Raw genomic sequence first — 13032 nt, forward strand, 5'->3', positions numbered from 1 at the left:
GGCCATGAGCACACCCAGCGCGTTCCGCGCCTTCCGCATCCATAACGATGACGCCGGCTATCGCGGCGGCATCGAGACGATCAACGCCGACGCGCTCAGCCCTGGCGAGGTGCTGGTCCAGGCGGCCTATTCCTCGATCAACTACAAGGACGCCCTGGCCGGCACCGGCAAGGGCAAGATCCTCCGCCAGTACCCGCTCAACGGCGGCATCGACGTGGCCGGCACGGTGGTTGCCTCGACCGATCCCGCCTTCAAGGAGGGCGACGCCGTGCTGTGCACGGGCAGCGGCCTGTCCGAGACACGCGACGGCGGCTACGGCGAATACGTCCGCCTGCCCTCGGCCTGGGCCATCGCCCTGCCCAAGGGGCTGAGCCTGCGCGAGAGCATGATTATCGGCACGGCCGGTTTCACCGCTGCGCTGGCCCTGCTGCGCATGCAGGACAACCGCCAGACGCCCGCACTGGGCCCCATCGCCGTCACCGGTGCCACCGGCGGCGTGGGCATGCTGGCCATCGACATCTTCACCCGCGCCGGCTACGCGGTACATGCGATCAGCGGCAAGGCCACCCATTTCGATTTCCTGCGCGACATCGGCGCCGCCGAATGCATCGACCGCCACCAGCTCGCCTTCAGCGGCAAGCCGATGGACTCGGCCCGCTTCGGCGGCGCGCTGGACAACGTCGGCGGCCCCATGCTCGCCGGCCTGCTGCCGCTGATCGCGCCGTACGGCAACCTCGCCATCTGCGGCAATGCCGGCGGCATCGGCTACGAGAGCACGGTGATGCCCTTCATTATCCGTGGCGTCAGCGTGCTGGGCATCGCCTCGGCGGGCACCGCCCGCGATATCCGCGACCATGTCTGGCAACACCTGTCCAGCGACTGGAAGCCGCAACATCTTGAGCGCATCGCCACCCGGGAAGTGACGCTGGACCAGTTGCCCGCGGTATTCGAGCGTATGCTGGCCTCGGAATCGTTCGGCCGTACCCTGGTACGCATCGGCGGCGGCGCCTGAGCGCCGTGCTTGGAAGCGTGGCGGCCGCGTCTTAGAATCCCATCGAAACAACAAGGGGAATCCCACCTTATGGCACGTATCCTGATCGTCGACGATTCGCCGTCGCAGTTGCTGGGCATCAAGCGCATCGTCGAAAAGCTCGGGCACGAGGCCCTGACGGCCGAGGATGGCGCCGCCGGCGTCGAGGCGGCCAGGCGCGAGCGCCCGGACCTGATCCTGATGGACGTGGTGATGCCCAACCTCAACGGCTTCCAGGCCACCCGCACCATCAGCAAGGATCCGGATACCTCGCATATCCCCGTGGTGCTGGTCACCACCAAGGACCAGGAGACCGACAAGGTGTGGGGACTGCGCCAAGGCGCCCGGGCCTACGTCACCAAGCCCATCAAGGAAGAGGAACTGGTGTCCACGCTCAAGGAACTGCTGCCCGCCTGAAGGCTCTCGCGTTCCGCCAGCAGAGAAAAAACGGCGCCCCAAGGCGCCGTCTTTCGTTGGACGTCCGGACGGCTGTCAGGGATGCCTGGGATCGTAGTCGGCAAACTGCTCGTGCAGAGCTTCGTAGGCCTTGCGCTGGGCCTCGGTATCGGCGGCCGGTGCCCGGATCGACAGTTCCACCAGTTGGTCGCCCGGATGGGTGCCCGGCAGGCCACGTCCCTTCAGGCGCAGCTTGCGTCCCGATTGCGAACCGGCGGGAATGCGCAGGTCCACCGTGCCCGCCAAGGTCGGCACCGGCACGATGGCGCCCAACGCCGCCTCCCAGGGGGCCACCGGCAGCACATGCAGCACGTTGCGCCCATCCAGCCTGAAACGGGCATCGTCGCGGATGCCTACTTCCAGCAACAGGTCGCCATTGGGCGCACCGCCCATGCCGGGGTGGCCCTGCCCGGCCAGGCGGATCACCTGGCCCGGCTGGATGCCGGCGGGAATCTTCACTTCCAGCACACGCTCGCTGCCGTTGCCGTCCTGCAGGGCCAACCGGGTACGCCCTCCGTCGAAGGCGGTCTGCAGGTCGATCTGCACATGCGCATGCACGTCGCCGCCGCGCCGCGTGCGCGGGGCGCCGCGCGGTCCGACGCCCGCGCGCCCGAACAGGCTCTCGAAGAAATCGCTGAAGTCCCCGCCGGCGTCGCCACCGACATCGAAGCCATGGTTCTGGCCCCAGCCCGGCGGCGGACGGAACTGTTCGCCGCCACGGTAGCCGCCGGCACGCAGCTCATCGTAGGCGCGGCGCTTCTCCGCATCGCGCAGCACCTCGTTGGCCTCGTTGATGGCCTTGAATTTTTCCTCGGCCCCGGCTTCCTTGTTCTTGTCCGGGTGGTACTTCTTGGCCAGCTTGCGATAGGCGGCCTTGATCTCGGCCTCCGTGGCCTCGGGCTTGACGCCCAGAATGTCGTAATAGTCTTTGAATTCCACTGCCACTCCCCGGCGATCGGCCCGCCCAGCCTGGCGCGCGGGAAATCATGGCCTTCCCGCCGGCCGGCCGGCAAGGCAGATCCTGCCCGACGCGCTTGGGTGATGCGTGGCGATGCCCGCCACCCTCTCTATGGTGGGTGAGATGGGTGCGAAAACAGCGTGATTCAAGGCGACAAGTCCCCCGCCAGGCGCTAGCATCCGCTACCTCTCCTACCGCCACAGGCCCCAGCATGAGCATCCAGGTCGGCCAGACCCTGCCTGACGTCGAGATCCAGGTGATCGGCGACGGCATCGAGCAAGTCCACACCGGCCCGCTGTTCGCCGGCCGCAAGGTGGTGATGTTCGCCGTGCCGGGCGCCTTCACGCCGACCTGTTCCAACCGGCACCTTCCCGGCTACGTGCAGCACCATGCCGAGTTCCGGCAGCGCGGCCTCGAAGTGATGTGCCTGGCGGTCAACGATGCCTACGTGATGCAGGCCTGGGCCAACGCCCAGAACGTACCGCCGGGCTTGCTGATGCTGGCCGACGGCAATGGCCGCTTCACCCGGGCGCTCGGCCTGGAGCTGGACGGCAGCGCCTACGGCATGGGCCTGCGCGCGCGGCGCTTCGCGCTCTATGCCGAGGACGGCGTGGTGAAGCAATTGCACATCGAGGCACCGGGCGAGTTCCGCGTCTCCACCGCCGAGGCGATGCTCGAGGCGCTGGACGCCGCGCCGTGACGCCCCGCACGGCTCAACGCCCCTTCACGGCGCATGGCGTAACCTCGTGGCCGGCTTCCATCGAGGTAACGCTGCCATGACCGACAAAGTACGGCGCATTCCCGGCCCGGACCATCCGATCACCGTGACGCCCAGCCCCCTGCACATCGTGGTGAAGGTCGCGGGCCGCACCGTGGCCGACACGCGCTCGTCGCTGGAGCTGCGCGAAGCCAGCTACCCGCCCGTCTACTACATCCCGCGCGAGGACGTGGACATGGCGCTGCTGGTGCGCAGCGACCACCAGACCTATTGCCCGTACAAGGGCGACTGCGCGTATTTCAGCATTCCCCTGGGCGGCGAGCGCGCGATCAACGCGGTCTGGACGTACGAGCACCCTTACGAAGCGGTCGCCGCGATCAAGGAGCATCTCGCGTTCTACGGCACGCGCGTCGATGCCATCGAAGAGAGACGGGACTGAACGGTTCGCCTCGTCCTTGCCGTCATTCCGGCGCAGGCCGGGATCCAACGGCGTTGTCGTTTCCACCGAGGCCTGGCGTCCCTGGATTCCGGCCTGCGCCGGAATGACGACGCAGCAAAAAGAAACCCGGCCATGCCGGGTTTCTTTTCTTGCATCCGCCGATGGATCACTCGCCGTCGGTCGGCGCGTCCGTCGCGGCTTCGGCCTCGCCCGGGCCTTGCTCGTCCTCGCCGTTCTCGGCTTCGGCATCGAGGCGCACCACGCTGACCAGCTTCTCGTCGGCCGGCAGGCGGATCAGGGTCACGCCCTGGGTGTTGCGGCTCAGCTGCGAGACCTCGGCCACACGGGTACGCACCAGGGTGCCCTGGTCGGAGATCAGCATCATCTCGTGCGCCTCGGTGACCTGGGTGGCCGCCACCAGCGCGCCATTGCGCTCGGAACACTGGATACCGATCACGCCCTGGGTGCCGCGTCCCTTCTTCGGAAATTCGTCGAGCACGGTGCGCTTGCCGTAGCCGCGTTCGGTGGCGGTGAGGATGTCGCCCTCGGCCGCCACGATCAGCGACACGACCTCGGCGCCGTCGGTGAGCCGCATGCCGCGCACGCCGGTGGCCGTGCGGCCCATCGAGCGCACTTCCGACTCGTCGAAACGCACTGTCTTGCCGTTGGAGGCGAACAGCAGCACGTCGCTGTTGCCGTCCGTCAGCGCGACATTGACCAGCGCATCGCCCTCGTCGAGGGTGATGGCAATCTTGCCCTTCTGCAGTTGGAACGCGAACTCGGTGAGCGGCGTCTTCTTCACCGTGCCCTGCTTGGTGGCGAAAAACACGAAGCGGTCTTCCGCGTACTCGCGCACCGGCAACACAGCCTGCACCTTCTCGCCCTCGGCCAGCGGCAGCAGGTTGACCATCGGCTTGCCGCGCGCGTTGGGACCCGACTCGGGCATCTGGTAGACGTTGAGCCAGTACACGCGGCCGGTGCTGGTGAAGGTGAGCAGCGTGTCGTGGGTGTTGACCACCCACAGCTGCTCGACGAAATCCTCGTCCTTCAGCGCCGACGCGGAACGTCCCTTGCCGCCGCGGCGCTGCGCACGATACGTGCTGGCCGGCTGGCGCTTCACGTAGCCGGTGTGCGAGAGCGTGACCACCACGTCTTCCGGCGCGATCAGGTCGAGCACGTTGAGATCCTCCTGCGAATGCTGGATCTCGGTGCGGCGCTCGTCGCCGTATTCCTCGTTGATCGCCTTCAGCTCGTCGCGGATCACCGCGAGCAGGCGCTCGGGGTCTTCCAGGATCAGGATCAGGCCACGGATGGTGTCGAGCACTTGGCGGTACTCGTCCGACAGCTTCTCCTGCTCCAGGCCGGTGAGGCGATGCAGGCGCATGGCCAGGATTTCCTGGGCCTGTACCTCGGACAATTGGTAGCCATCGGCCTTGAGGCCATCGCGCGGGTCCATGTCCTCCGGACGCGAGGCTTCCGCGCCGGTGGCCTGCAGCAGCGTGGCCACCATGCCCGGCTGCCACTTGCGCGCCAGCATGCGCTCGCGTGCTTCCTGCGGCGATGCCGAGGTACGGATCAGCTCGATCATCTCGTCGATGTTGGCGAGCGCGACGGTGAGGCCTTCCAGGATGTGGGCGCGGGCGCGGGCCTTGCGCAGCTCGAAGATGGTGCGCCGGGTCACCACCTCGCGACGATGGCGGATGAAAGCCTCGAGGATGTCCTTGAGGTTGAGCAGGCGCGGCTGGCCATCCAGCAGGGCGACCATGTTGATGCCGAACGTCACCTGCAGCTGGGTCTGCTGGAACAGGTTGTTCAGCACCACGTCGGCCATCGCGTCGCGGCGGATCTCGATCACCACGCGCATGCCGTCCTTGTCGGACTCGTCGCGCAGCTCGCTGATGCCCTCGAGCTTCTTTTCCTTGACCAGCTCGGCGATCTTCTCGATCAGGCGGGCCTTGTTCACCTGGTACGGCAGCTCGTGGACGATGATCGTCTCGCGGCCGTTGGATTCGGTCTCGATCTCGGTCTTGGCGCGCACCAGGATGCGGCCCCGGCCCGTGCGATACGCCTCGACGATGCCCGACGAGCCGTTGATGATGCCCGCGGTCGGGAAGTCCGGACCGGGGATGTACTGCATCAGTTCTTCCACCGACAGCGCCGGGTTGTCGATCAGCGCGATGGTGGCGGCGATCACCTCGTTGAGGTTGTGCGGCGGCACGTTGGTGGCCATGCCCACCGCGATGCCGGCCGAGCCGTTCACCAGCAGGTTGGGCACGCGCGTGGGCAGGACCAGCGGCTCCTGCTCACTTTCGTCGTAGTTGGGACCGAAGTCGACGGTTTCCTTGTCGATGTCGGCCAGCAATTCGTGGGTGAGGCGCGACATGCGCACCTCGGTGTAGCGCATGGCCGCGGCGTTGTCGCCATCGACCGAACCGAAGTTGCCCTGGCCATCGACCAGCATGTAGCGCAGCGAGAACGGCTGGGCCATGCGCACGATCGCGTCGTAGACCGAGGCGTCGCCGTGCGGGTGGTATTTACCGATGACGTCACCGACCACGCGGGCCGACTTCTTGTAGGGCTTGTTCCAGGCGTTGCCCAGTTCGTTCATGGCGAACAGGACGCGGCGATGCACAGGCTTGAGGCCATCGCGCACATCCGGGAGGGCGCGTCCCACGATCACGCTCATGGCGTAGTCGAGGTAGCTCTGGCGCATCTCGTCTTCGATGTTGACGCGAATGACTTCTTTGGCGAGTTCTGCCATCAATCGGCTTCCCTGAGGATGAAAAGGGTCCCACGCACGCGCTGGATGGCGCCTGCGTCAGCGACCTGGAGGCAACCCATGAAGTGTATCACGTCCGACGCCGGATTGACAGTATTTAGTTATTTAAAATCAATCACTTATGCGGACGTTTTGGCGCGCTTGAAAAGCACCCCTCGCGCTGTCGCGAAATTGACCAGAGAGGCAGCGGCGGAGCTCGCCGCCACCGCGATCGCGGGCCAGCGATGCAGCCACGGATACAGCAGGAGGATGACGGCATAGGCGGCGTAGTTGACCACGGCGCCCACGCTCATCAGGGCGATCCAATGCGCCCACTCCGCCGCCAGCGACCGCCCGCTCTCGCGCTGCGCGAAGGTGTAGCGGCGATTCCACAGCCAGGTGGCAGTAGCCGCCGACAGGAACGACACCACGCGGGCCAGGTAGGCGTTCCAGTGCCCCCAGCTGACCAGGGCCTGCACCACGCCCGCATCGACGACCAGGCCGATGGCACCACCCACGCCGAACAGCAGCACCTGCCGGCGCAGGCTCATCGGCCGAACATGGCCTGCATGGCCTGGGGCGTCGGCCGCTCGATCACGCCTTTTTCGGTGACGATGGCGTCGATCAGCGCCGCCGGCGTCACGTCGAACACGGGGTTCCACGCCTCGGCGCCCTCGACCACCGTGCGGCGCCCGGCCACCGCCAATAGCTCGGTCGCATCGCGCAGCTCGATCTCGATGTCCTCGCCCGAGGCGGTGGCCATGTCCACCGTGGACGACGGGGCCACCACCATGAACTTCACGCCGTGGTGGCGCGCGGCGATGGCCAGCTGGTAGGTGCCGATCTTGTTGGCGGTGTCGCCATTGGCGGCGATGCGGTCGGCGCCGACGATCACCCACTGCACCTCGCCGGAGCGCATCAGGTGCGAGGCCGCCGAGTCGGCGATGAGCTTGGCCGGGATGCCGTCACGCACCAGTTCCCACATGGTCAGGCGGGCGCCTTGCTGCCAGGGCCGCGTCTCGCCGGCATAGACCTGCGCGATGCGCCCGCTGGCGACGCCGGCACGGATCACGCCCAGCGCGGTGCCGAAGCCCGCCGTGGCCAGCGAGCCGGTGTTGCAATGGGTGAGCACCCCCGAGTGCGGCGCGATCAGTGCCGCGCCCAACTCGCCCATGTGGCGGTTGGCGGCCAGGTCCTCGTCCTGGATGGCCTGCGCCTCGCGCTCCAGCGCGGCGGCATCGGCACCGGCGGCGATACGTGCCTTCATGCGATCCAGCGCCCACATCAGATTCACCGCGGTCGGGCGCGCCGCCCGCAGCATGGCCAGCGCCGCGTCGAGCGGCTCACCCTGCCGGGCGGCCAGCACCACGCCCCAGGCGGCGGCGATGCCGATGGCCGGCGCGCCGCGCACGGCGAGGTCCTTGATGGCCTGGGTCACCTGGGCCGCGCTGGCGCAATCGATCCAGCGTTCCTCCTGGGGCAGCAGGCGCTGGTCGAGCAGGCGCAAGTGGTCGCCCTGCCATTGCACGGCACGGATGCGGTCGTAACGGTCGAAATCCATAAGGTCCAGCCAATCGATGAAAACGGGAAGCGACAGGCGAGGCCCGCCGCGAAAGCATCAGGTGCCGTCGGGCATCACGATCCACAGCACGATGTAGGCCACCACGCCGGAGCCGCCCAGCAGCGTGAGCACCACCCACAGCAGGCGCACGAGGGTGGGGTCCCAGCCCAGGTATTCGGCGATGCCGCCGCAGACGCCGGCGAGTTTCCTGTCGGTGAGCGATCGATGCAGGCGCTTTTCCATGGTCGGTGCCTTCTCCCCTGGAGGGGGCTCAGTTTCGCGTACTCAGCCACTGGTGGATAGCCGGCGGCACCTCGCGCTGGGCCCGGCCGGAGACGTAGATGCCGATATGCCCGCCCTTGAAGGCAAGCTGCGTGTAGTCGCTGGTGCCCACGTGGCGGCCCAGCGCGCGCGAGGCATCCGGCGGCACCAGGTGGTCCTGCTCGGCGAAGATGTTGAGCACCGGCTGGGTAATCAGCCCCAAGTCCACCGGCTTGCCGCCGATCACCACCTCGCCCTTGACCAGCTGGTTCTGCTGGTAGAACGCCTTGATGAATTCGCGGAAGGCTTCGCCAGCCTGGTCCGGCGAATCGAAGATCCAGCGCTCCATGCGCAGGAAGTTCTGCAGTTCCCTGGGATTGTCGAGGATATCGACCAAGCCCACGTACTTCTGCTGGTTGAGGCGGATCGGCTTGAGCGTGAGGTAGACCCAGTTGAGCAGCTCCGCCGGGATGTTGCCCATGGTATCCACGAACAGGTCCACGTTCATGTCGCGCGCCCAGCTCGACAGCATGTTGTCGGGCGTCTGGAAATCCACCGGCGTGACCATGGTGATCAGGTTCTTCACCTTCGCGCCGTGGATGGCGGCGTAGCACAGCGAGAAAGTACCGCCCTGGCAGATGCCTAGCAGGTTGACCGCATCCACGCCGGCGGCCTTGCGCACCGCGTCCACGCAGCGGTCGAGGTAGCCATTGATGTAGTCATCCAGGGTCAGCCAGCGATCCGCGCCATCGGGATAGCCCCAGTCGAGCAGGTAGATGTCCTCGCCCTGCTCCAGCAGGCTGCGCACCAGCGAGCGGTCCTCCTGCAGGTCGGTCATCCACACCGTGTTGACCAGCGCGTAGACGATCAGCGTCGGCGTCTTGGCCGTGGGCTTGCCCTGTCCCTTCATATGCCACAGCGTGAGCTTGTCCTCGCGGTACACCGCCTCGCGCGGCGTATTGGCGTACTCGGGTTCGGACTGGTGCTTGAGGTTGTCGATCCCAGCGGCCAGCTTGCGCTGGAACGCGGCGACTTCGCCCATCAGCGCGGCCGGATCGAGGCGAACGGGGGGAAACATGGACGCTCCTTACTTGCGCGTGCGCGTGGCGCCGCGCACCAAGGTCTTGCGGGCGGCCGCCGAGGCAGCCGGCTTGACGCGGCGCACGACCGCTTCCTTCTCATGCTCGCGCTTGCTGCTGCGCGGGGCCGCCTTCTTGGCCGTCGCCTTGGCGGCGGCCGCCGGCGTCCCGGCCAGTTGCCGCTTCAGCAGCGCCACCTCGGCGCGCAATGCGGCGATCTCGTCCGGCGCCTGGGCGGCCTCGCGGTCACGCATCTCGCGGCGCAACTCATGCACGCGCTTGCCCAGGGACGAGACTTCGCTGCGGGTCGGCATGCCCAGCTCGCGGCACAAGGCTTCGAGCTGTTGCTGCTGCAACTGGCGCAGGCGGCCCTGGGCATTGACCATCTCGCCATACACATGGCGGAATTCCTCCGACAGCGCGATCTGCGCATAGGCGTCTTCCGCGCCATCCACCCACAGGTCGTACAGCGCCTTGAGCGACTCGATCTGGCGCGTCGAGTCGGCGAGTTCGGCGAGCCTGGCCTGCAGGCGCTCGAAGCCTTCGCTGTTGGCGCGTTGGACCAGGGCCTGGTACTTGCCGGCCCAATCCAGGTATTCCTGCATCGCCGCCGCCAGCTTCTGCTGCTGCAATTGGCGCTCGCGCGTGTAGCCGAAGGCGGCCAGGTGCTCCAGGTCGAACTTGAAGCCCGCCAAGCCGGACTGGTTGGCCTGCAGCCAGGACTGCCATAGTTGGGTGAAGCTGTGCGCCGCCTCGCTGTCGATGGCGGCGAAGGCGTGCGCGAATGGCTGGCCGCCCAGGCTGGCGAACAACTGCTGCAGCGGTTGCTGCCAATCCGTGGGCGATTGCCCCAAACCACTGCCCACCGCGCCCTGCAGCCAGTCGCCATAGCCTTTCAGGGCGGCCATGCTTCGCGCCAGAAGATCCTCGCCGGCATGCGCGGGGGGCACCGAATACGGCGATGCCACCGAGGCCGCCTGCTGCTGCAGATAGCGGGTCCAGGCATCCCAGGACTGTTGCGCCATCGCCTGGTAGTCCTTCAACACATCGCTTGCCTGGTCGGCCATGCTCACATCCTCTTCATGCTCTCACCATCGTAGCAAATGCCTATGACGGCGAACGCAAAAACGGTATTAGGAGCATGTCCACTCCTTGCCGTCGCGACAAAAAGTCCGTCCGCCCAAAACAGAAAGCCCGGCATGCGCCGGGCTTTCATTGCTTGCTGCACTGCGGCAAGACCTTAGGCGTTGGCGCCCTCGTCCTCGGCCACGGCCTTCATGGACAGGCGGATACGGCCCTGCTTGTCCACTTCCAGCACCTTGACCTTGACGATATCGCCTTCCTTCAGCTTGTCGGAGACTTTCTCCACGCGCTCGCTGGAAATCTGCGAGACGTGCACCAGGCCGTCCTTGCCCGGCATGATGGTCACGAACGCGCCGAAGTCCATCAGCTTGGCGACCTTGCCCTCGTAAATGCGGCCCGGCTCGACGTCGGAGACGATCTGCTCGATGCGCTTCTTGGCCTCGTCGGCCGCCAGGCGGTTGACCGAGGCGATCACGACCGTACCGTCGTCACTGATGTCGATGGTGGTGCCGGTCTCCTCGGTGATCGAGCGGATGGTGGCGCCGCCCTTGCCGATAACCTCGCGGATCTTGTCCGGATGGATCTTGATGGTGAGCAGGCGCGGGGCGTACTCGCTCATCTCCGAACGCGGCGTGCTGATGACCTTGGCCATCTCGCCGAGGATGTGCAGGCGCCCCTGCTTGGCCTGGGCCAGCGCGGTGCGCATGATCTCCTCGGTGATGCCGTCGATCTTGATGTCCATCTGCAGCGCGGAGATGCCGTCGGCGCTGCCGGCCACCTTGAAATCCATGTCGCCCAGGTGGTCTTCGTCACCCAGGATGTCCGACAGCACGACGAAGTCGTCGCCTTCCTTCACCAGGCCCATGGCGATGCCGGCCACCGGCGCCTTCAGCGGCACGCCGGCGTCCATCATGGCCAGCGAGGAGCCGCACACCGAGGCCATCGACGAGGAACCGTTGGACTCGGTGATTTCCGAGACCACGCGGATCACGTACGGGAATTCCTCGATGGACGGCTTCACCGCCTGCACGCCGCGCTTGGCGAGGCGGCCATGGCCGATCTCGCGGCGCTTGGGGGCGCCGAAACGACCGGCCTCGCCCACCGAGAACGGCGGGAAGTTGTAGTGGAACAGGAAGGTATCCTTCGATTCGCCTTCCGGCGCATCGATGATCTGCGCGTCGCGGGTGGTGCCCAGCGTGGCCACGACCAGCGCCTGGGTCTCGCCGCGGGTGAACAGCGCCGAACCATGGGTGCGCGGCAGCACGCCGACACGCACGGAGATCGGACGGATGTCGTCCAGGGCGCGGCCGTCGATGCGCACTTTGGTCTTCAGCACGCCGTCGCGCATGGTGCGGTATTCGAGCTCGGCGAATTCCTTGGCCAGCTCGGCCTTGTCCCAGCCCTTGGCTTCCGCGTCGGCGGCCAGCGAGGCCAGCACGTCGGCCTTGATCGCGGCGATGGCATCGCGGCGCTGCAGCTTGTCGCGCACCTGGAAGGCGGTTTCCAGCTGGTCGCCGACGGCGCCCTTGAGGGCGGCGATCAGCGACTCGTTGCGGGCCGGGGCTTCCCAGGCCATGGACGGCTTGGCGGCCTCGGTGGCCAGCTCGGCGATGGCGCGGATGGCCACCTGCATCTGCTGGTGGCCGAACACCACGGCGCCGAGCATGACATCCTCGGACAGCATCTGGGCTTCGGATTCCACCATCAGCACCGCATTGGAGGTACCGGCCACGACCAGGTCCAACTGCGAGGTCTTGAGCTCGCTGGCGGTCGGGTTCAGCAGGTACTGGCCATTGGCGTAGCCGACGCGGGCGGCGCCGATCGGACCCTTGAACGGGATGCCGGCGAGGCTCAGCGCCGCGGAGGCGCCCAGCATGGCCGGGATGTCGCCGTCAATCTCCGGGTTCAGCGAAACGACCTGTGCGATGACCTGCACTTCGTTCTTGAACTCCTCGGGGAACAGCGGGCGCACCGGGCGGTCGATCAGGCGCGAGGTGAGCGTTTCCTTCTCGGTCGGGCGGCCTTCGCGCTTGAAGAAACCGCCCGGGATGCGGCCAGCCGAGTAGAACTTCTCGACGTAGTCGACCGTGAGCGGGAAGAAGTCCTGGCCTTCCTTCGCCTTGGCAGCGGCCACCACGGTGACCAGCACCACGGTGCCGCCCATGCTGACCATGACGGCACCGGAAGCCTGGCGGGCGATTTCGCCCGTCTCCAGTGTGACTTCGTGATTACCGAACTGGAATGACTTGGTTACTTTCGCCACTGTCTTTTCCTGAATTGGGAAGTGCGGCCGTGGATGGCCGCGTCTTGACCTTCACGTTCATGGATGAACGCAAAACATCAACCTTAGCGACGGAGACCCAGGCGCTCGATCAGACTCTGGTAGCGAGCCAGGTCACGATCCTTCAGGTAGCCCAGCAGGCGCTTGCGCTGGTTGACCAGCTTCAGCAGGCCGCGGCGGGAGTGATGATCCTGCTTATGGGTCTTGAAATGGTCGGTGAGGTGGTCGATGCGGGCCGACAGCAGGGCGACCTGCACTTCCGGCGAACCGGTGTCGTTCGGCACACGGCCGAAGTCAGTGATGATCTTGCCGGTCTGTTCTGCGGTAAGGGACATGATGGGCTCTTCCTAAAAAAACGGGTGCGAAGCTTGCGCAACGTCACGTGGATGACGTTGCGCAAGCTTCGCC

General features: G+C 66.6%; 13 protein-coding genes. 4 read left to right on the top strand and 9 right to left on the bottom strand.

Annotation, left to right across the window (positions count from 1 at the left end; all coding sequences use genetic code 11):
* Positions 1-4 precede the first annotated feature (4 nt).
* Both MJ605_RS18870 and pilH read left to right on the top strand, forming a co-directional pair.
* A complete protein-coding gene (locus MJ605_RS18870) occupies positions 5-1012 on the top strand; it encodes a YhdH/YhfP family quinone oxidoreductase (RefSeq protein WP_243043093.1) in 1008 nt (335 codons plus the stop codon).
* Positions 1013-1081: 69 nt separating this feature from the next.
* Positions 1082-1447 (top strand): twitching motility response regulator PilH, encoded by a 366-nt coding sequence (gene pilH, locus MJ605_RS18875; protein ID WP_243043094.1) that lies wholly within the window; start codon positions 1082-1084, stop codon positions 1445-1447.
* A gap of 75 nt (positions 1448-1522) precedes the next feature.
* On the opposite strand, the gene MJ605_RS18880 is transcribed toward pilH, so the two are convergent.
* On the bottom strand, positions 1523-2425 hold the full coding sequence (locus tag MJ605_RS18880; protein WP_243043095.1) for a DnaJ C-terminal domain-containing protein: 903 nt from the start codon (positions 2423-2425) through the stop codon (positions 1523-1525).
* Positions 2426-2655: 230 nt separating this feature from the next.
* Here MJ605_RS18880 and MJ605_RS18885 point away from each other — a divergent pair, with 230 nt between their 5' ends.
* Both MJ605_RS18885 and MJ605_RS18890 read left to right on the top strand, forming a co-directional pair.
* Entirely contained in the window at positions 2656-3144 is a 489-nt protein-coding gene (locus tag MJ605_RS18885) for a peroxiredoxin (protein ID WP_243043096.1), read from the top strand.
* 76 nt (positions 3145-3220) lie between these two features.
* Complete coding sequence (locus tag MJ605_RS18890) at positions 3221-3601, top strand: DUF427 domain-containing protein (protein WP_243043097.1); 381 nt, start codon at positions 3221-3223, stop codon at positions 3599-3601.
* Positions 3602-3767: 166 nt separating this feature from the next.
* Here MJ605_RS18890 and gyrA read toward each other — a convergent pair whose 3' ends face one another.
* The 8 genes from gyrA to rpsO all read right to left on the bottom strand — a co-directional run bounded on the left by gyrA (position 3768) and on the right by rpsO (position 12959).
* A complete protein-coding gene (gyrA, locus tag MJ605_RS18895; RefSeq protein WP_243043098.1) occupies positions 3768-6362 on the bottom strand; it encodes a DNA gyrase subunit A in 2595 nt (864 codons plus the stop codon).
* 137 nt (positions 6363-6499) lie between these two features.
* Positions 6500-6910 (bottom strand): GtrA family protein, encoded by a 411-nt coding sequence (locus tag MJ605_RS18900; protein ID WP_243043099.1) that lies wholly within the window; start codon positions 6908-6910, stop codon positions 6500-6502.
* A complete protein-coding gene (gene mtnA / locus MJ605_RS18905; RefSeq protein WP_243043100.1) occupies positions 6907-7920 on the bottom strand; it encodes an S-methyl-5-thioribose-1-phosphate isomerase in 1014 nt (337 codons plus the stop codon). Before mtnA ends, MJ605_RS18900 begins: the two co-directional genes overlap by 4 nt.
* A gap of 57 nt (positions 7921-7977) precedes the next feature.
* The gene (locus MJ605_RS18910; RefSeq protein WP_243043101.1) at positions 7978-8163 is read right to left on the bottom strand and encodes a PspC domain-containing protein; all 186 of its coding nucleotides are present in this window, start codon (positions 8161-8163) and stop codon (positions 7978-7980) included.
* Positions 8164-8191: 28 nt separating this feature from the next.
* Positions 8192-9259, bottom strand: coding sequence for a class III poly(R)-hydroxyalkanoic acid synthase subunit PhaC (locus tag MJ605_RS18915; protein WP_243043102.1), 1068 nt, complete (start codon positions 9257-9259; stop codon positions 8192-8194).
* A 9-nt stretch (positions 9260-9268) separates the two neighbouring features.
* Positions 9269-10327 carry a poly(R)-hydroxyalkanoic acid synthase subunit PhaE gene (locus MJ605_RS18920; RefSeq protein WP_243043103.1) on the bottom strand — a complete coding sequence of 353 codons (1059 nt, stop codon included), beginning with the start codon at positions 10325-10327 and terminating at the stop codon, positions 9269-9271.
* Between the two features lie 173 nt (positions 10328-10500).
* The gene (gene pnp / locus MJ605_RS18925; protein WP_243043104.1) at positions 10501-12606 is read right to left on the bottom strand and encodes a polyribonucleotide nucleotidyltransferase; all 2106 of its coding nucleotides are present in this window, start codon (positions 12604-12606) and stop codon (positions 10501-10503) included.
* Positions 12607-12689: 83 nt separating this feature from the next.
* The gene (gene rpsO, locus MJ605_RS18930) at positions 12690-12959 is read right to left on the bottom strand and encodes a 30S ribosomal protein S15 (RefSeq protein WP_243043105.1); all 270 of its coding nucleotides are present in this window, start codon (positions 12957-12959) and stop codon (positions 12690-12692) included.
* Positions 12960-13032 lie beyond the last annotated feature (73 nt).

Origin of the sequence: Dyella sedimenti (assembly GCF_022760995.1) — a bacterium.
Taxonomy (GTDB): domain Bacteria; phylum Pseudomonadota; class Gammaproteobacteria; order Xanthomonadales; family Rhodanobacteraceae; genus Dyella; species Dyella sedimenti.

What these genes read in the sequence shown, in the direction of transcription:
- MJ605_RS18870 (WP_243043093.1), top strand. Translation starts at nt 5, where the DNA reads ATGAGCACACCCAGCGCGTTCCGCGCCTTCCGCATCCATAACGATGAC.
- pilH (WP_243043094.1), top strand. Translation starts at nt 1,082, where the DNA reads ATGGCACGTATCCTGATCGTCGACGATTCGCCGTCGCAGTTGCTGGGC.
- MJ605_RS18885 (WP_243043096.1), top strand. Translation starts at nt 2,656, where the DNA reads ATGAGCATCCAGGTCGGCCAGACCCTGCCTGACGTCGAGATCCAGGTG.
- MJ605_RS18890 (WP_243043097.1), top strand. Translation starts at nt 3,221, where the DNA reads ATGACCGACAAAGTACGGCGCATTCCCGGCCCGGACCATCCGATCACC.
- gyrA (WP_243043098.1), bottom strand. Translation starts at nt 6,362, where the DNA reads ATGGCAGAACTCGCCAAAGAAGTCATTCGCGTCAACATCGAAGACGAG.
- MJ605_RS18900 (WP_243043099.1), bottom strand. Translation starts at nt 6,910, where the DNA reads ATGAGCCTGCGCCGGCAGGTGCTGCTGTTCGGCGTGGGTGGTGCCATC.
- mtnA (WP_243043100.1), bottom strand. Translation starts at nt 7,920, where the DNA reads ATGGATTTCGACCGTTACGACCGCATCCGTGCCGTGCAATGGCAGGGC.
- MJ605_RS18910 (WP_243043101.1), bottom strand. Translation starts at nt 8,163, where the DNA reads ATGGAAAAGCGCCTGCATCGATCGCTCACCGACAGGAAACTCGCCGGC.
- MJ605_RS18915 (WP_243043102.1), bottom strand. Translation starts at nt 9,259, where the DNA reads ATGTTTCCCCCCGTTCGCCTCGATCCGGCCGCGCTGATGGGCGAAGTC.
- MJ605_RS18920 (WP_243043103.1), bottom strand. Translation starts at nt 10,327, where the DNA reads ATGGCCGACCAGGCAAGCGATGTGTTGAAGGACTACCAGGCGATGGCG.
- rpsO (WP_243043105.1), bottom strand. Translation starts at nt 12,959, where the DNA reads ATGTCCCTTACCGCAGAACAGACCGGCAAGATCATCACTGACTTCGGC.